The sequence below is a fragment of the Arsenicitalea aurantiaca genome (genome assembly GCF_003994485.1).
Classification (GTDB): domain Bacteria; phylum Pseudomonadota; class Alphaproteobacteria; order Rhizobiales; family Devosiaceae; genus Arsenicitalea; species Arsenicitalea aurantiaca.
The window spans coordinates 203,582-220,572 of sequence record NZ_RZNJ01000004.1; the positions used below are offsets into that span (position 1 = coordinate 203,582).

Sequence of the window (16,991 nt, forward strand, 5' to 3'; positions counted from 1 at the left end):
CGCCCTATCGCCGCCAAGGCGGCACCGCTCCCGTGACCGCCACCGCGTCGGGCCCCGGGCCCGATGCGGGCATAGCCCTGCTCGCACTCTCCGGGCTCGACAAGCGGTATGGAGCAACCCACGCGCTGAAGGCCGTGAGCCTTGCACTCGCCGCCGGCGAGGCCGTCGGCCTTGCCGGACACAATGGCGCGGGCAAATCCACGCTGATCAAATGCGTCGCGGGGGCCGTGCTGCCCGATGCCGGGGCGATCGCCGTTTCGGGGACGCAGACGCGGTTTTCTTCTCCCGCCGACGCCTATGCCGCCGGGATCCGCGTCATCCACCAGGACGCACCCCTGGTGCCACACTTCGACACGGTGGAAAATGCCTTCCTCGGCCGCCCCTATCCGCGCCGTCACGGCATGGTCGACCGGCGCGCGATGACCGAGCGCGTGGCGGAGATCGCCCGGGCAATCGCCCCGGATCTGCCGCTGGCGACCCCCGTCGCATTGCTGACGCCGAGCCAGCGCCAATTCGTCCGTCTGATCCGCGCCCTCGCCGATGACGGACGGATCCTCATTCTCGACGAGCCGACTGCGGCCCTGCCGGCCGAGGATGCTGCGCGCTTCTTTGCGGTTCTCGGCCGGGTCCGGGATCGGGGAACGGCCATCCTCCTCGTCAGCCATCGGCTCGACGAACTTTCCGGCTTCTGCGATCGGACGATCGTCATGGCGGATGGAGGCGTGGTTGCCGAATGCACCGGCGCCGGGCACACCGTCGCCGCGATCATCTCGGCCATGGGCGGCGGCGCGCCGATGGCAAAGGTTCAACGCACCCTGCCCGACGCGCCAGCCATCCTCGCGCTAGAAGGCGCCCGAACCCGCTCGCTTCCCGTGCCGATCGAGCTCGAGGTGCGCGCGGGAGAAATCGTGGTGCTCTATGGCCTCATCGGATCGGGGCGGTCCGAAGTGCTCGATGCGATCTGGGGCGTGGAGCGGTTGACGGCAGGCGCGATGACGCTGGGGGGCGAGCCCTTTGCTCCGCGCAACCCCGGCGAGGCCCTCGACGCGGGCATTTCCTACGTGCCGGCAGACCGGCATCGCACGGGGCTCTTTGCCGATGAAAGCCTTGTTTTCAATACCACATTGCCACTCCTCTCGCGCTTCCGCCGGTGGCCGCGCCTTCCCGTCCCGAGCCGCAGTGCGGAAACCCGAGCCTTCGCCGAGGCGGCGCGGGCAGTGGGGCTCAAATTCGGGCATGCGGGGCAGAAGGTGCGCACGCTGTCGGGCGGTAACCAGCAGAAGCTGCTGTTTTCGCGCTGGGCGAGCCGGCATTCCCGGCTGATCCTTCTCGACGAGCCGACCGAGGGCGTCGACGTGATGGCGAAGGCCCAGCTGCGCGATATCGTCCGCGCGATGGCGGGGGACGGCAATGGCGTGTTGGTCTCGACCTCGGACCGGGAGGAGGCGCTGGAGCTCGGCGACCGCGTCATCGTCTTTTCGGCGGGCGCTATCGCGGCCGAGTTCAGCCGCCAAACCGCTGATGCCGCAGCACTTTCTACGGCAGCCCAGTCCAAACCGCAATTCGATCCGGAGCCGGCATGACGCGCACCACACTCTATCGCTTCGGCACGCTGATTGCCTTCGTGCTCCTTTGCGTCGGATTTTCGATTGCGGCGCCCGAGGCGTTCGCGAGCCAGGCCAATCTTGCCAATCTCGTCCAGCAGATCGCCGCGCTTGCCATCGTCGCGACGGCGGCAACGCTGGTCATGACGATCGGAGAGTTCGATCTTTCAGTGGGTTACACCGCATCGCTCTCGGCGGTGATCTGCTTTGTGCTGTTCGCGGCGGGCGTGGATATCTTTATTTCTCTGCCTCTCGCACTGGGTGCGGGACTGGTCGCGGGCGCGATCAACGGCATTCTCGTCGCGCGATTCGGGGTACCCTCGTTCGTGGCGACGCTGGCGCTCGGCACGATCGTCTCGGGGCTTGCCTTCGGCATCTCGGGCGGAGCCAGCCTGTTCCGCCTGGTGCCCGATGAATTCAAGCTTCTCGCGCGCGGAAATATCCTTGGAATTCCCGCACTTGCCCTCTGGACGATGCTCGTCATGGGGGTCGCCGGATTCGTGCTGACGCGCACCGAATTCGGCCGCCGGCTGCGGGCGATCGGGGGCAATGCGCTGGCGGCGCGGCTGGCCGGATTGCCGGTTGCGCGGGACGTGATCCTGACGTTTTCGATCGCCGGGGGGCTCGCGGCGCTGGCTGGATTGCTGCTCGCTTCGCGGCTCGGCAGCGTGCAGCACACCATGGGCGAACCGCTTTTACTCCCGGCCTATGCTGCTGTTTTCATTGGCACAACCACCTCTCCGACCGGCGCGCCGACGGTGGCCGGGACGCTTCTGGGCGTCGCGATCACCGGAGTTCTGGCCAATGGGATGACGATAATCGGGGTAGAACCCTTTGTTCAGAGGATGTTGACGGGGGGGATAATTTTGTTGGCGGTGCTGCTGCGGCGGATCGGGCGAGCGGGCTGATGACAATTCTCGTAATGGATTCAGGGACTTCAGGGCTGAAGGCGGCTCTGGTGGACGATGCGGGCACCATCATCGCCCGCGCCGATGCCGATTATGGCGAAACCAGGGCGGAACGTACACACCGACAGGACCCCGAGGCCTGGTGGCAGGCCGCGATTTCGGCGGTGCGGCAGCTGCAGCCCGGCGACATCGACGCCATAAGCCTCTGCGGGACCATGGAAAACCTGATCCCGCTTGGCGCCGACGGCCGCCCGGCGGGCGACGCGATCCTCTATTCCGACCCGATCGGAAATGCGGCTTTTTCACGGCTGAAAGATGACCTCGAGGGGGCGGAGGCCATTCTGGGCAATGCGCCCGAGCCCCTGATGACGGCGTTCAAATTGCACGCTCTGAGCATGAAATTTGATGGAAATTACACTTCCTGCACTCTGGCGCTGCCCGGCAGCAAGGATTTCCTCGCTTTTCGGCTGACCGGCATCGCCGCGACCGACCCGACCAATGGCACGACGACGGGGCTGATGGACATCAGGACCCGCGACTGGTCCGAGCCGCTGCTGGAGCGCTTCGGGATTGCCCGCGCCATGCTGCCGAAACTTGTCCCCGCCTCTGCCGTGATCGGTAGGGTGACCGAAGAGGCGGCCGCAGCGCTGGGGGTGAAGGCGGGCACAATGGTGGTGAACGGGGCGGGCGACGGGGGCGCGACGACGCTGGGGAGCGGCGCGCTGGGCCCGGGGGATGTGAGCCTTTACCTCGGCACCACCGGCTGGGTGGCGCGGGTGGCGGGGCCCGAGACGCTCGACGCCCCGAGCGGGTTCTATCGGCTGGCGCACCCGGCGGGCCCCGGCATCATCGAGATCGCCCCGATCCTCGCGGCGGGCGCAGCCGCGCACTGGGCGCGCCGGGCGCTGGGGCTGGACCAGGCAGAGGCCGAGGCGCTGGGGCGCGCCGCCGACGAGAACCCGGGAGAAACGCTGTTCCTCCCCTATCTCGAAGGCGAACGCTCGCCCTTTCTCGACCTCGACCTTCGGGGCGCGTTCCTCAATCTCGACGGACGGGCGGGCCCGGGCGAGCTCTATCGCGCCGTGCTCGAAGGGGTGGCGATGGCGATCGCGGAAAACCTCGAGGCGATGGGCGGGCCCGAGGGCAGCCCGGCGGGGGGCCGCGTGACGCTGGCGGGCGGCGGCGCGCTGAGCCCGCTCTGGCGGCAGATCCTCGCCGACGTGACCGGATGCGAACTCTGGATGAGCCCTGACCCCGTGGCCGCTCCCATGCTGGGGGCCTGGCGACTGGCGCGCATGGCGCTGGGCCAGAGCGTGGGGGAAGCGAGCCTCTCCCGCATGGCCCGCCCCCGCGCGGAGCGCGCGCCCCGCGCCGCCCATCGCCGCGCGGCATTTCGCCGGGCAACGGAGATGGCGCGGGTGTTCGCCGCCGGGTGAGGCGCTTCGGGCGCTGTCCGCAGGCAGGCCGGCACCGGCTCGGGCGAGACTTTCCGTTGCAGTTGGGCCGGCGGCCGGGGCCCTACCCCCACCTGACCTCCCCCTGATAGGGGGAGGGACGCGGGGGGGGGCTGGGTCCTGCCATCTGCACAGTTCTGCTCCTCCCCCTCCTTCAGGGGGAGGTTGGGTGGGGGTCTTCCGGGCCCGGCAAAGCCCAGGATCATCAGGGCGCCTGCATCCCGCCTGCGCCCAAAAAGAGGGTATCGACATGCGCCCACGAATTTCCGTCATCACGCTCGGCGTCGCCGATCTCGAACGGTCGCTCGCCTTTTATCGCGACGGCCTTGGCCTGCCGACAGAGGGCATTGTCGGGCGCGAATTCGAACATGGCGCCGTCGCCTTTTTCGATCTTGCCGGCGGGCTGAAGCTCGCGATCTGGGCCGAAGACGACATCGCCCATGATACGGGGCTGAGCAGAGCGGGATCTCGCCCACCGCCTTCACCATCGGGCACAATGTGCGCGACCGGCAGGCGGTCGACGAGACGATCGCGCGCGCCCGCGACGCGGGGGCGAGGGTGATAAAGGGGCCTCAGGACACGTTTTATGGCGGCTATGCGGGCTATTTTCAGGATCCGGACGGCCATCTGTGGGAAATCGTCTGGAACCCCCAAATGCTGCCCGAGGGCGATTGAAGATTTGCGATTTGGGATCGCATACCGAGTGGCGGGAGCGCAGAGCGGTCGCCATGATCCGACAACATCAGTGGTGTTGGTTCAACGGCAAAGGCGCCGTAGACCAGCGAGATGCTTTGCGTCCACGTCATTCATCATCTCAAGCAGTGCATTGGCTGATGCTTGCGTTTCTTCGATAGTCATTGAAGAAAACGACAGAAGATCATCGAGATTGTCCGAATGAGATTCGACTTGAGCTAACCGTTCAAGGGCTGAAATCTTGTCACGGTCAATTTCTGGATAGTCGACGTATAGCTTCGCTAGCTGACCGGCAAGCCCAGAGCTTCCCGGACACTTGAAGGCAAGGAATACATCTAGAACGCGGCGCATAACATTCGGCGGCATGTAGCCGTGATCGTCGTAGGCATCGGGGCGGTCTACAAACCGCAGCAAGTGGCTGAACAGGAAGTGGTACTCGGAGTCGTACTCCCGGAGCAGTTTGGGCATCTCGACTATGGACGACAAACGCCGAACTTGACCCAGCGGGATGGCCACATCGATAAAAAGGAATGTTGCGCTCGGATCCTTGCCCTCCGGAGGGCGAGCCTTCCCTTTCCACGCCTTTCGAAACTCGTTCATGCACTGCAGATTATGGGTAAAAATGAACACCTGGGCCGCCTTTTCAAGGCGGCCTCGTACCAATGAACACGCGAAATTTAGCGCTCTGGTATCGAGGCTAGACACAGGATCGTCTATGACAACGATCGCGTCCTTGAGCTTCCTATTGTCAGCTTCGATGGAAGACAGAAAATACGCGATAGCAATCGCCGTCTTCTCTCCTTCGCTAGGCATCCCGATAATGGGGCCTCCGTGACGGTGAAGCTGATAACCTTGTTCCACCGGATGGATGGTTAACTCGGAATGACCGAGGTAGGAGGCGACGAGCTTGTTGATCGCTGTCGCTGCTGGTCCATGAGCCCTTATCTTTTGCCGCAAATCGGTAGCACTAGCCTGTAGCTGACCTAAGGTCTCCGTTTTTTTGGTTAGGTTGGCGGTAGCAGCATCTAGTTCCCCTGCATGCGCAGCGAATTCGCCTCGGCAATCAAGGGTGTAGTGACGTCGTATCGCTGTTTCGGCGTCTTCCTTGTGCTTGGCAAAATTCGAGACGATGTCATTGTGCCGCGTGACTACATCATTAATTAGGGTGATAACTTCAGCGAGTTCCTGAGCAACTGATTTGAATGCTGGTTCGTCTGCAAGATCGCGAAGGTCAGATGGCGAGGCAGGGCGCGCTAGTTTCGCGTTGACCACCTCTTGCAACGCTGCGAGCGACGAGACGGCGGCGTCGACCCGCTACGCTACGAGGTTCCGCTTTTCGGTGTATCCTGTACGCACCTCAGCAACCAGCGCCTCACTTGTTGGCGCAGCCTGAGCGATGTCGGAGACTGTGGCAAGCACGCTGTCCAGGCGCTCTGCCGTTCGCGAAAGACGAGAGACGAAATGGTCCACTGAATCGTCTAGAGCAGCAGAAAGTTTCGCCCGCCTCTCAACAGAGATCCCATTTCCGCAGTAGAGACAGTTAGCAAGGGCCGTTGACTGGTGAAACTCGTGACCTTGTTTGAGCCAAAGGAGCATGTCCGGATGTCGCTGCACCTCGTCGAGCGCGACCGTTGCCAACGATTGCGAGCACATATCCACGACCAAGCGGTACGCAGCGGCTATAGCCGCCGAGTCGAATTCGATGGCCGCCACCTGAGGAAGAGGTTCCGCGAGCTGCCGCGTGTCTTCGGCCGCTTTCAGTTGCTCTTCGGTCAATGCCGGAGCGGTGTCGTCCTTCCACGTCTGGAAATCTTTAGCGAGCGCTGGCGCCTCATATTTTCGGCTGCCAAGATGCAAGCGGGAGGCTATGGATCGCGCCCGCTCCCGTTTGAACGTGGCAAAAGCTTTGTCAGCGGCTTTTTCTGCCTCGACTGCTAGGGCCTTGGCGGTTTCCGCCTTGGCGATTTCACCCTCGATCCAGGTCAGTTCCGTAGCGGCATCGGCTTGGTCGGCTCCAATATAGAAGACCGGATTAGCTACCCCTACCGACCACTGAAGATTTTGCTCGACATAATCCGTGTTGAAAACCAAGAGTCTTGGCTCAAGACCATTGGGATTAGTCGGAAAACCGTAGAAGGCACCGTCGTCGGAGGCTACCTCAAACGAACAGCCTTCGGGTAGTCTTTCATGCAGCTTTCCGGTCTGTAGGCTGGAGAACAGACGAGAAAGGGTGCTCTTACCGGATCCATTAAAGCCGTAGATCAGATTATAACGGCGAAAATTGAGCGCAGGAGATCGCGAATTTCGATCGGCATGAATACCCATGCCCTTCATCGAACGTATGTTAGTGATGATCCCCATATGCAAAATTCATCTTCAATTCCGCGCGTTGTCAATGGCAGACGTAGTTTGAAGAACTCGCTACAACGCCCTCGTTCGGAAACTTGCTTTGCAATTTGGCGCAGCGTAAGTCCGCGATCTAATTCTGCCTTAGTCTGCTCAATCGGCACAATGGTGACAAGCAGTCCTTCAGCTTACCACCCCATTCCCATCCCCCTCAAAACACCAGCTGCACCTTGATGGCCTGGGATTTGTCCGTGGCGAGGCGGAAGGCGGGGTCGGCTTCTTTGAAATCGAGGCTGTGGGTAATGAGGGGCTGGGCGTCGCCCCGCCCCTTTTGCGACGGGCGAGCAGCTTTGGGGGCGGCGCTGTCGCCCGGTGCGGAACAGTCCGGCCGTGCGCCAGCCCCCAATGCCCTCGGTGCCGGCGGGCTAGAAGCGCGAGGTCCAGCTGAGCTTGAGGGCGTGGGCCTTTGAATGGGCGCCGAGCCGGCCATCATAGCCCAGATCGAGTGTGGTCATCGCGTCGAGATCGAAATTGAGGTCGGCGCCGACCAGCATCGTATCGGTGTCGGCTGCATCGGCGGGGCTGAAACTGCCGCCGGAGACGAAGCCGTGCTCTGCATCGGACCTGTTGGAGATGGTGCGGCGCCAGCCGAGGGAGGCGCGGGCGGTGACGAGCACGCCGGTTTCAAGCGCGATCTGCCGGCCGATGCCGAGACCCAGGACCGCATGGGTGGCATCGGTGACGCTGCCCTCGCCGGCCAGGGCAGCTTCGCCCCCGGTTTCGGTAAAGCCATCGGTTGCGTGGCGGATGCGGGTGAGGCTGCCGAAGGGCGTGACCGACAGGGCGCCCAGATCGATCTCGTGGGAAAGCTCGGTGAAGGCGACGGCGGTGGTTGCGCCATAGGACGCGCTCAGCGTTTCGCTGAAATCGGTGAAGGTGACATTGCGCGTCGCCTCGATATCGTGGCCGGTGAAGGTGCCGCCCAGCGACAGCCGCGTCTGGCCCCATTCGCGCCCCGCATAGAGGCCGAGCCCATAATCGGTGCTGGTCGTGCCTGCAGTCTGTGCGCCGATTTCGGTTTGGGTGGTGCCGGCATTGAGCATCAGCCCCACCCGCCAGTCGCCCACCGCGCCATCGAGCCCGGCGACGAGCCCGCCGGCGGCCACGGCGCTCTCGACGCCGCCCGCTTCGGCCGATTTGCGCGAGGCGCCATAGAGCCGGGCCCAGAGGCCCGCATCCTGCCCGGTGCCGAGATCGGTGGCGGTCGGGGCGTAGGCGCTGAGATTGCCGGTGGAAGCGAGCGCATCGAAACTCTGCCCGATCCGGTCGGCGAGACTGCCTGCAACGCGCGCGGCGCTGTCGATCAGCGCCATTTCGGTTGCGGGATAGACCGTGCCCGAGAGGGTATCGAACATCGCGGCGGCCTCGTCTTCGTCGAGCCAGAGAACCGCGTCGAAGAGCGTGTTGCCCGCCCCGAGCGCCTCGACGATGGTGCCGACCGCGATCTGGGTGGGCGTGACGCCGAGACTGGCAAAGCCCATGTCGTTGCGCATCAGCGCAAGGGTGACCGTGGTCCCGTCCTGTATGAGACGCGGGGCAAGAAAGGCGAGGTCGACGACGACCTCGTCGAACCGGCCGCTTATGCTGCCGGCGCTGAGGATGGTGGAGCTGGTGTAGCGCTCATAGGGGCCCGCAGCGGCGGTGACATGGACCGCGCCGCCGAGTGTCGCCGCGCCGGTGAGGGTGATGCGATCGCTCGCGCCTGTCGCGTCGACGTCGATCAGGAGCGTGCCGGAGGACCCGAAGCTGGCGCTCTGGCCCGAGAGCGTCTGGGCGCCGCTGTGGTGGGTCATGGTGAGGAGGCCGGAATTGGTGAGTGCCGTGATCCCCGAAAGGTCGGCGTTCACCTGCAGCGTGCCGCTATTATCGATGGCGCCGTTGACCTGATTTTCGAGGATCAGGAGGCCCGAACTGGTCAGCGCGCCGTTCCAGACCCCGATGCTCGAAATCGTGCCGGTGTTGATCCGGACATCGCCGGTCCAGACGCTCGCGATGTCGTCATTTTGGAAGCTGCCGCTCTCGATGACGCCGGAATTCTCCTCGACGTTGCCGATCCATATCCCGGCATTGTAGATCGTGTCGGCGTTGTTCCTGACGTCGCCGGTCCAGACGCTTTCGGCGTAATAATTGCTGATGAAGGCGTCATTGGTGATGACGTGGCCGTTCCAGGCGCCGCCATTGAATATAATGGCGTCATCGCCGGAATTGATCAAAATGTCGCCGTTCCAGGTGCCCTCACGATCGACGTTGTCGATATAACCGGAGTTGTTTTCTACATTTCCATTCCAAATACTGGTATCGGAATTGAAAATTAAACCCGTATTCTCCCATATATCGCCCGTCCAAGAGCTACCCAATCTCGATTCGAGGTAACCGCTGTTGAGTTCAACATTGCCGAACCAATCGCCGCCCTCCTGTTTTAACATGCCGCCGTTGCCGACACTGCCCGTCGCTGTGCCGAGATTGGTCAACGATCCTTCAAGAATCTCGCTCTGACGGATCAGCTCAATGTGTTGAAAGGTCAGGCTGCCATTCGCTTCGATGGTGAGAGCGCCGGGATTGAGCACGATCGTGCCGACCGACCGTGTGTCGTCGACGATGGCGCGATGCTGGCCGATGAGCACATCGTCGTCCGCCGTCGGCAAACCGTTAGGGCTCCAGTTTGTGGAGACGTCCCAGCCCGCCGACGGCCCGCTCCCGATCCAGGTGTAGCTCTGGGCCTGCGCGCCATTGGCGCCGGCGACGAGGCCGAAGACCGCGACGGCCGCGACAGGCGCAAGGCGTTCGCTTTTCCAGGCATCAGCTGAATAATGGAGGCGCGACCGCATGGTCAGCGCCGAGAGCCTGGAAAATTTCAAGGAATCACCGGGGTTTATGTGAAAAAGGGCCAGTGATCATGTCTGCGCCCATTGGTCAGCCTATGCAAGGCCGGCGGACCATGAGGGGCGATTAATATCCATGCCGGGCGATTTTCACACTCGCGGGCGCCCCCCTCAAAACACCAGCTGCACCTTGATGGCCTGGGATTTGTCCGTTGCAAGGCGGAAGGCGGGGTCGGCCTCCTTGAAATCAAGGCTGTGGGTAATGAGGGGCGCAACGTCGATCAGCCCCTTGGCGATCAGCGACACGGCAAGGGGAAACTCGTCTGCAAAGCGGAACGTGCCGCAGAGCCGAAGCTCGCGCGCAACGAGGAAATTGATCGGCAGGGGCACGTCTCCGCCCAGCCCGAGCTGGACGATGGTGGCGCCGGGGCGGAGGGTTTCGAGGGCGCCGAGCAGCGCCCGCCCATTGCCCGAGGCTTCGAAGAGGGCATCGAAATGGCCCTTTTCGGCGGCGTAGGGGCTCAGCGCATCGGGGTTTTCGGCGATGTTGAGGGTTTTGGTGGCGCCCATGGCGCGGGCGCGCGAGAGCGCGAAATCGCCGATATCGGTGACGACGATCTCCTCGGCGCCCGAAAACCGCGCGACCGCGACCGCAAGCGCGCCGATCGGCCCCGCGCCGGTCACGAGCACGCGCCGCCCCATGAGCGAACCGGTCTGGCGGGCGGCGTGAAGGCAGACGGCGAGCGGCTCGGCCATGGCGGCCGCCCCGAAGGACACGGTTTCGCCCACCGGCACGGCCTGATCGGCGCGCACGGTGACCGATTGGGCGAACCCGCCCTGGACATGGGGAAAGCGCATGGCGCTGCCCATGAACTTCATCTCGAGGCAGTGATTGGCGCGGCCCTCGAGGCAATAGCGGCAGGACCCGCAGGGGCGGCTCGGATTGATCGCGACGGCAAGGCCGGGAGCGAGGCCGCTGACCCCCGCACCGAGCTCGGCAATGGTGCCGGCGATCTCGTGGCCGAGCGCCATCGGCTCGCGCAGGCGTACCGCGCCGAACCCGCCATGATGGTAATAATGCAGGTCCGACCCGCAAATGCCCCCGGCACGGATGGCGATGCGCACCTCACCCGGCCCCGGCGGGACGGGCGCGACCGGCTCGATGCGCAGATCCCCCGCGCCATGGATGACGACGCCCTGCATGGTCTCTCTCCCCTTTCGCGGCCGCTTCGGCCGGGCCCGATGGGGGCCGCGGCGCGCGCGGACGGTCCGACACTCGGGGGCCAAGGTCAAGCCCGAGGGGACTGTTCAGGCTTCGGTGCGCCGCACGATGAGATCGGAACGCTCGAAGACGGCGGGGCGCAATTCGAGGCCGAGGCCAGGGCCTTCCATGGGATAGACCCGGCCATTGGCGATGTGCGGGATTTCGGTGACGAGTTCCTTGTACCAGCCGGTATAGAAGGCGCGCACCGATTCCTGAATGAGCGTATTGGGCTGGCTGAAGGAGGCGTGGATGGCCGCCGCGAACCCCACCGGCCCGATGCAGTCATGCGGCGCGAAGGGGCGGTGATAGGTCTCGGCGAGCGAGGCGATCTTGCGCCCCTCGGTGAGCCCGCCCGTCCAGCAGAGATCGACCATCACCACATGGGTGGCATCGCGCTCCAGAATGTCCTTGTAGGGCCAGCGCGAGCCCAGCGTTTCGCTGGCGCAGGTCCACACATCGGTGGAGCGGGCGAACTCGGCGAGCGCCTGGGGCGAGTTCATCCGGATCGGGTCCTCGAACCAGAAGGGCGCATAGGGTTCGATGGCCTTGGCGATCGACTTGGCCGCGGGCAGGTTCCAGAGCGAATGGAGCTCGACCATGATGTCGATGCGGTCCCCGACAGCGCGGCGGATCTTCTCGAAGGGCTCGAGGGCCTTCTTCATCTGCTCGGCGGTGATGTAGAGGCCCTGGTTTTCGAGCGCGGGGGGATCGAAGGGCCAGATCTTCATGGCGGTGATGCCGCTTTCGAGCAGGCTCTCGGCGACGGCGTCGGCGCGCGTCATGAAGCCGGCAAGATCCTCATAGGGGCCGGCGGCCTCGTCGAAATTCCAGGTCGAGACCGGGCGGATGTTGTTGGTGCGCACATAGCCATAGCCAGCGCAGGTGTTGTAGATCCTGAGGCTGTCGCGACAGAGCCCGCCCAGCATCTGGTGGACCGGCAGGCCGCAGAGCTTGCCGAACCCGTCCCAGAGCGCGATGTCGATCGCGGAGGCCGCGCGATATTCGACGCCGGTCGAGGACTGCGCCATGGGCAGGCTCACCATGTCCTTGTGGATCGCCTCGATGGCGAGCGCGTCGCGCCCCACGAGCCGGCCCGCCAGCGTATCGTGGATATGCGCCTCGACGGCGCCGGCGCCGTAAAAGGTTTCCCCCAGCCCGATGATGCCGGCATCGGTGTGGACGCGCACCCAGAGCACATTGGCGAATTCGCGCGTGCGCAGGGTTTCGATGGCGGTGATCTTCATGATGGCTCCTCAAGGCGGCGAGGTGGGGCGGGGTGAAGGCGGGCGACGGGCGGGCGACAGGCGGGGCGGCGGGCTCGAAGCGGTTCGCAGCGACCTCACCGCTACCTCTCTCCGCACCCAGGGAAAAGCGTATGAGCATTTGAGAAATTTCTCAATGTGTTTTAAAATTTCACAGGCAACCGGAGGTGGAGTGCGGGCTGGGGCGCTTGGGGGGCTGTGGAGCCGGAGCGGGTGGGGAGACTGGGGACTGGCACTGCGGGGCAGCAGCCGGGGGGATGTGGAGCGGGAACCGCTGACGGACCAGAGGCTGAGACCGGTGGGGGCTGCGGGGCAGCGGCCGCGAATTGTGGAGCGGGAGTTGTTGGCGGACCAGAGGCTCAAAGCGGTGGGTGCCTCGGGGTAGCGGCCTCGGGATGTGGAGCGGGAACCGTTGGCGGACCAGAGGCTGAAGCCGGTGGGGGTGATGAAGCCGGCGAGAGGCTGCCGGTGCGGACCGAGGACGGGGGCGGATTGGGTATCGGAACCGGTGGGGCTGGAGCTTGAGCCGATGGGAACTGCGGAGGTGGACCGTGAGGCGGACTGGCGGCTAAAGCGGGCGGGGCGGGAGGCTCCAAGGCACGAGCCGTTGGACCTGCGGGGTGCCGCCGAGGACGGCCGAGAGCTCCAGACGGATGGCGGGGTGGGGCTGGCTGAGTTTTGGGGCGCGGGACGGCATCGTCGCCGGACTGGCGGCAGGGGCCTTTCACGGAACGCCTCGTGAAGGAGGCCTCGCAGGAGACTTGGGAAGCCTCCTGCTTGGTCTGGCCGCAGAAAACCGTCCATTTCTGCGTTCGCATGAAAAAGAAGCGCGGGGCGATGCAGGGCAATCAGGAAGGCAGGGCGATGGGACAGGATGGCGGCGGGCGGCGCATGCTGGTGGATGCGGCCCATGACCGGCTCGAGGGGCTGATCGTCGACGGGACGCTGGCGCCCGGGCGCTTTCTCTCGATCCAGGACCTGCAGACGATTTCGGGGCTGAGCCGCACGCCCGCCCACCAAGCGGTGATGCGGCTCGCCCATGATACGCTGATGACCATTCACCCCCGGCAGGGCGTGCGGATCGCCCCGATCGACCTCATGCGCGAAACGCTGCTGCTCGAATTGCGCGCCGACATGGAGCGGTTTCTGGTGCGGCTCGCGGCGGACCGGGCGAGCCCCGCCCAGCGCCGGCAGATGCGCCAGATCGCCATGGCGCTGCGCAACAAGGGCGGCGCGATGCCGATCGAGATCTTCAACCCGCTCGACCTGCGGATCGACCGGCTGATCCTCGCGGCGGGCGGGGAGCCTTTTCTCGAAAATACGCTGCGCCCGCTCCACACGCTCTTCCGCCGCATCGGCTGGCTGCACCACGCCCATATCGAGGGCCGGGGCGACCTTTCCGAAACCGTGGCGCTGCATGCGGGCGTGCTCGAGGCGATCGCGGCGCGCGATGAGACGGAGGCCGTCGCCGCCTCGGACCGGCTGATCGGCTATGTGCGGCAGATGCTCGAGACGCTCGCGGCGCGGATCGACCCGGTGCTGCTCGACAGCAGCCTCGAACCGCTGGACCTGCCCTGAGCGGGCGCCCTACCCGCTTCAGGCCATGGCGGGGATGGGCGGGGGCGGCTAGGCTCTTTGCTCAAGGCAAAGCGGGGGAGGATCGCCATGGGACACGCGACACGATCAGGGCTTCTGGCATTGGGCCTGCTGGCGCTGACCCTGCCCGTCTTTGCGGGCGAACCCTATGAGCCCGTGCCGCTCGCCCCGGCCGAAACCGTGACCCCGCCCGAGGCGCTGATCGCGGCGGCGACGGCGCTCTTCAGGGCCGCCGAGGCGGGGGACGGGGATGCGCTGGCCGGCCTCATCGCCGAGGCGCCGCTCCTCATCGACGGCGCGCTGGAGCTGGCCATCCCGCGCCGGGCCGAGCGGATCGGCCCTTTTGACGGGATCGACGCGCGGCTCGCCGCCCTCGCCGACAATATCGGGGGGAGCTATGAGCGCCCCTTCGATGGCAGCGACACGACCCCTTATGCGGTGCGGGCCGAGCTCGAATTCATCATGGGCGCGCTTTCGGACGACAATGACTGGGGACGCGACCCGCTGCTGGCCGGCGCCATCTGCAGCTATGGCTACAGGACCTTCCCGGTCGCGGCGGTGGCGGCGCTGGCCGGGCGGCTCGGGATCCAAAGTTCGGGCTTCTTCTTTGTTTCGGCGCCCGCAGACCTGCGCGCGGCCCCGGCCGCGGACAGGGAGGTGATCGGGGCGCTTCTGCCCGACCGGCTCTACGCGCTCAACTATGATGCGCCCGCCCGAAGCCCCTGGATCGGCGTCCACCTGCCCGGTGGCGGGACGGGCTTCATCAGCTTTGACGAGACCCCGCTCGAAAAGCCCTATGCCAGCGGCATCTGCTTTGAAGAGGGCCCGGAGGGGCAGTGGCGGATGACCGCCCAAACCGCCACCAACCTCTAGCCGCGCCCGCTCAGGCCGGGGCACATTTGCCGATGGCGGCGCGGATGACGCCCGCGATCTCTTCGGCGCGTTTCTGGGTCAGAAGCGAAGCGGGGATGGCGATCGAGACGGCGGCGGCGGTGTTGCCGCGGCTCGAGACGATGGGCACCGCGACCCCGCCCGCATCGGGATAGGTCTCCCCGATATCATAGCTGAACCCGAGCGCCCGGGCCCGGTCGAGCTCACGGGTGACCTTGGCCATGTCGGCCCGGTTGTACTGACCAAAGCGCGGCGCGTTGTGATCGAGGATCGACAGGGCGAGCGGATCATCGAGCAGGGTGAGGATGCTGACCGTGCCCGGACCGATGCCGAGCGGGACGCGCCCGCCGATCCCCCCGGTCAGCGTCTGAACGAAAGCTGTGCCCTCATGCATGTCGACGCAGATGGCGTCGAACCCCGCGCGCACCATCAGATAGCTCGACTGCTGGGTGATCGCGGCAACCTCGGTCACCGCCGGGCGGTAGCGCCGCACGAGCTCGGTGACCGAAGTGGTGCGGTTGGCGAGCCCGAAGATGGCGGGCCCGAGCCGGTAATGGCCATAGCGCGCGGCGGGCTCGACGAAGCCGCGCTTGGAGAGCGCGACGAGCGCGCGGCGGGTGGCCGATTTCGCATCCCCCAGCGCCAGGGCCAGCGCCTGGAGCGACATCCCGTCCACCCCGGCATTGCCCAGATGCACGAGGATTTCCCCGGCGCGCTCGGCATTGCTCGAACTTTCACTGGCCATTGGACGCGAAACCTCTCGAAAATCGACATATATGCCGATTATTGGAACTCATCATATGGATAGATTCCGACTATTGCACTAATCTCGACATGTCAAAGCGCATACGGGACAGGGACGGCATGTACGATTTTGCGATAGTCGGAGCAGGCATCAGCGGCGCCGCGACGGCCCATGAACTGGCTGGCCGCGGGCACAAGGTGGTTTTGATAGACCAATATGGTCCCGCGTCAATGGCTTCGGGCTGGACGCTGGCGGGGGTGCGGCAATCGGGCCGGCACCCGGCCGAACTGCCGCTGGCGCAGGCGGCGGTGGCGCTCTGGCAGGATCTGGCCGAGCGGCTCGACGGGCCGACCCATTACCGGCAGGTGGGCAATCTGCGCTGCGCGCGCACCGACGCAGAGGCGGAGCGCATCAAGGCCATCGTCGGTGAGCATCAGGCGCTGGGGCTCGAGATGGAGCTGGTGTCGGGCAATGCGCTGCGGGCGATGGCGCCCATGCTCTCCCCCGAGGTGATCTGCGCCTCGTTCTGCCCCACGGACGGCCATGCCGACCCCCGATCGACGGTGACGAGCTTCGTTGCGGCGGCCGAGCGGCTCGGGGCCGAAACCCGGTTCGGCCAGAAGGCGCTGGCGCTCAGGGTCGAGAACGGCAGGGTCGCGGGGATCGAGACGGATGACGGGTTCGTTGCGGCCGGCCAGGTGGTGCTGGCCCCCGGCGTCTACGGCAATGATCTGATCGCGCCCTTCGGCTATCGCGTGCCCTTCGAGGTGATGAGCGCGACCATGATGCGTTCGGTGCCCATGCCGCACCGGGACATGCCCGTGATCGGCGTCGCCAATGGCGACACGACGCTGCGCCAGGAGGTGAACGGGGAATATCGCATTGGCGGGGGGCATGAGGTGTGGGACGGCCAGCTCGCGCTCGACCCCTGGCCGCAGGTGCGCCCGCGCGCCAGAAGCGTTTATGAGCTCATCGAACGCTACAGTGCCCTCGTGCCTGAACTTGCCGACGTCAAGCTCGACCAGCTCTGGTGCGGGCTCATCGACCAGACCGTCGACGCGCTGCCCGTCCTCGATATCCTCCCCGAGGCGGGCGGCGTCGTCGCGGCCATGGGCTTTTCGGGCCATGGCTTCTGCCTCGGCCCGATCACCGGGCAGATCCTCGCCGACCTTGCCGAAGGCCGGACCCCTGCCCTGCCGATCGCGCCTTTTGCCATGGACCGGTTCGGCGCCGCGGCGGACGGAACGGGTGTGGAACTGCACGGCTAGCCGAAGCGCCCCGGGAGCCCATGGACAAGGGGGCGGCCAGCGCGCACTGGCCGCCCCCTTCTTTTGGAGACAGGACGG

At 65.5% G+C, this 16,991-nt stretch carries 10 protein-coding genes and 2 pseudogenes; 7 read left to right on the forward strand and 5 right to left on the reverse strand.

The genetic code is table 11. The features are described 5' to 3' along the window. Nucleotides 1-32 precede the first annotated feature (32 nt). The 4 genes and pseudogenes from EMQ25_RS12260 to EMQ25_RS12275 all read left to right on the forward strand — a co-directional run bounded on the left by EMQ25_RS12260 (nucleotide 33) and on the right by EMQ25_RS12275 (nucleotide 4,641). Nucleotides 33-1,583 (forward strand): sugar ABC transporter ATP-binding protein, encoded by a 1,551-nt coding sequence (locus EMQ25_RS12260; RefSeq protein ID WP_158626073.1) that lies wholly within the window; start codon nucleotides 33-35, stop codon nucleotides 1,581-1,583. Further along, nucleotides 1,580-2,512 (forward strand): ABC transporter permease, encoded by a 933-nt coding sequence (locus tag EMQ25_RS12265; protein ID WP_127188877.1) that lies wholly within the window; start codon nucleotides 1,580-1,582, stop codon nucleotides 2,510-2,512. The genes EMQ25_RS12260 and EMQ25_RS12265 overlap by 4 nt, the downstream gene beginning before the upstream one ends. Next, nucleotides 2,512-3,948 (forward strand): xylulokinase, encoded by a 1,437-nt coding sequence (locus tag EMQ25_RS12270; protein ID WP_127188878.1) that lies wholly within the window; start codon nucleotides 2,512-2,514, stop codon nucleotides 3,946-3,948. The genes EMQ25_RS12265 and EMQ25_RS12270 overlap by 1 nt, the downstream gene beginning before the upstream one ends. 268 nt (nucleotides 3,949-4,216) lie before the next feature. Beyond that, nucleotides 4,217-4,641 (forward strand): annotated as a pseudogene (locus tag EMQ25_RS12275) (VOC family protein). A gap of 81 nt (nucleotides 4,642-4,722) precedes the next feature. Here EMQ25_RS12275 and EMQ25_RS18390 read toward each other — a convergent pair. The 4 genes and pseudogenes from EMQ25_RS18390 to EMQ25_RS12295 form a co-directional block, all read right to left on the reverse strand. Further along, nucleotides 4,723-7,020, reverse strand: a pseudogene (locus EMQ25_RS18390) (AAA family ATPase). 410 nt (nucleotides 7,021-7,430) lie between these two features. Further along, entirely contained in the window at nucleotides 7,431-9,923 is a 2,493-nt protein-coding gene (locus EMQ25_RS12285; RefSeq protein WP_127188879.1) for an autotransporter outer membrane beta-barrel domain-containing protein, read from the reverse strand. 135 nt (nucleotides 9,924-10,058) lie between these two features. Beyond that, complete coding sequence (locus EMQ25_RS12290; protein ID WP_127188880.1) at nucleotides 10,059-11,090, reverse strand: L-idonate 5-dehydrogenase; 1,032 nt, start codon at nucleotides 11,088-11,090, stop codon at nucleotides 10,059-10,061. Nucleotides 11,091-11,195: 105 nt separating this feature from the next. After that, entirely contained in the window at nucleotides 11,196-12,395 is a 1,200-nt protein-coding gene (locus EMQ25_RS12295) for a mandelate racemase/muconate lactonizing enzyme family protein (RefSeq protein ID WP_127188881.1), read from the reverse strand. An 834-nt stretch (nucleotides 12,396-13,229) separates the two neighbouring features. Here EMQ25_RS12295 and EMQ25_RS12300 point away from each other — a divergent pair. Together EMQ25_RS12300 and EMQ25_RS12305 are read left to right on the forward strand one after the other, a co-directional pair. After that, entirely contained in the window at nucleotides 13,230-13,991 is a 762-nt protein-coding gene (locus EMQ25_RS12300) for a GntR family transcriptional regulator (protein WP_127188882.1), read from the forward strand. A gap of 87 nt (nucleotides 13,992-14,078) precedes the next feature. After that, nucleotides 14,079-14,882, forward strand: coding sequence for a hypothetical protein (locus EMQ25_RS12305; RefSeq protein WP_127188883.1), 804 nt, complete (start codon nucleotides 14,079-14,081; stop codon nucleotides 14,880-14,882). A gap of 10 nt (nucleotides 14,883-14,892) precedes the next feature. Here EMQ25_RS12305 and EMQ25_RS12310 read toward each other — a convergent pair whose 3' ends face one another. Next, the gene (locus EMQ25_RS12310; RefSeq protein WP_127188884.1) at nucleotides 14,893-15,645 is read right to left on the reverse strand and encodes an IclR family transcriptional regulator; all 753 of its coding nucleotides are present in this window, start codon (nucleotides 15,643-15,645) and stop codon (nucleotides 14,893-14,895) included. An 89-nt stretch (nucleotides 15,646-15,734) separates the two neighbouring features. Between EMQ25_RS12310 and EMQ25_RS12315 the strand changes: the two genes are divergently transcribed. Further along, nucleotides 15,735-16,913, forward strand: a complete 1,179-nt coding sequence (locus EMQ25_RS12315) for an NAD(P)/FAD-dependent oxidoreductase (RefSeq protein WP_127188885.1) — start codon at nucleotides 15,735-15,737, stop codon at nucleotides 16,911-16,913. The last annotated feature ends 78 nt before the right edge of the window (nucleotides 16,914-16,991 follow it).

Excerpts from the sequence above, each read along its gene's own strand:
- EMQ25_RS12265 (WP_127188877.1), top strand. The coding sequence starts at position 1,580 with ATGACGCGCACCACACTCTATCGCTTCGGCACGCTGATTGCCTTCGTG.
- EMQ25_RS12270 (WP_127188878.1), top strand. The coding sequence starts at position 2,512 with ATGACAATTCTCGTAATGGATTCAGGGACTTCAGGGCTGAAGGCGGCT.
- EMQ25_RS12290 (WP_127188880.1), bottom strand. The coding sequence starts at position 11,090 with ATGCAGGGCGTCGTCATCCATGGCGCGGGGGATCTGCGCATCGAGCCG.
- EMQ25_RS12295 (WP_127188881.1), bottom strand. The coding sequence starts at position 12,395 with ATGAAGATCACCGCCATCGAAACCCTGCGCACGCGCGAATTCGCCAAT.
- EMQ25_RS12300 (WP_127188882.1), top strand. The coding sequence starts at position 13,230 with ATGAAAAAGAAGCGCGGGGCGATGCAGGGCAATCAGGAAGGCAGGGCG.
- EMQ25_RS12305 (WP_127188883.1), top strand. The coding sequence starts at position 14,079 with ATGGGACACGCGACACGATCAGGGCTTCTGGCATTGGGCCTGCTGGCG.
- EMQ25_RS12310 (WP_127188884.1), bottom strand. The coding sequence starts at position 15,645 with ATGGCCAGTGAAAGTTCGAGCAATGCCGAGCGCGCCGGGGAAATCCTC.
- EMQ25_RS12315 (WP_127188885.1), top strand. The coding sequence starts at position 15,735 with ATGTCAAAGCGCATACGGGACAGGGACGGCATGTACGATTTTGCGATA.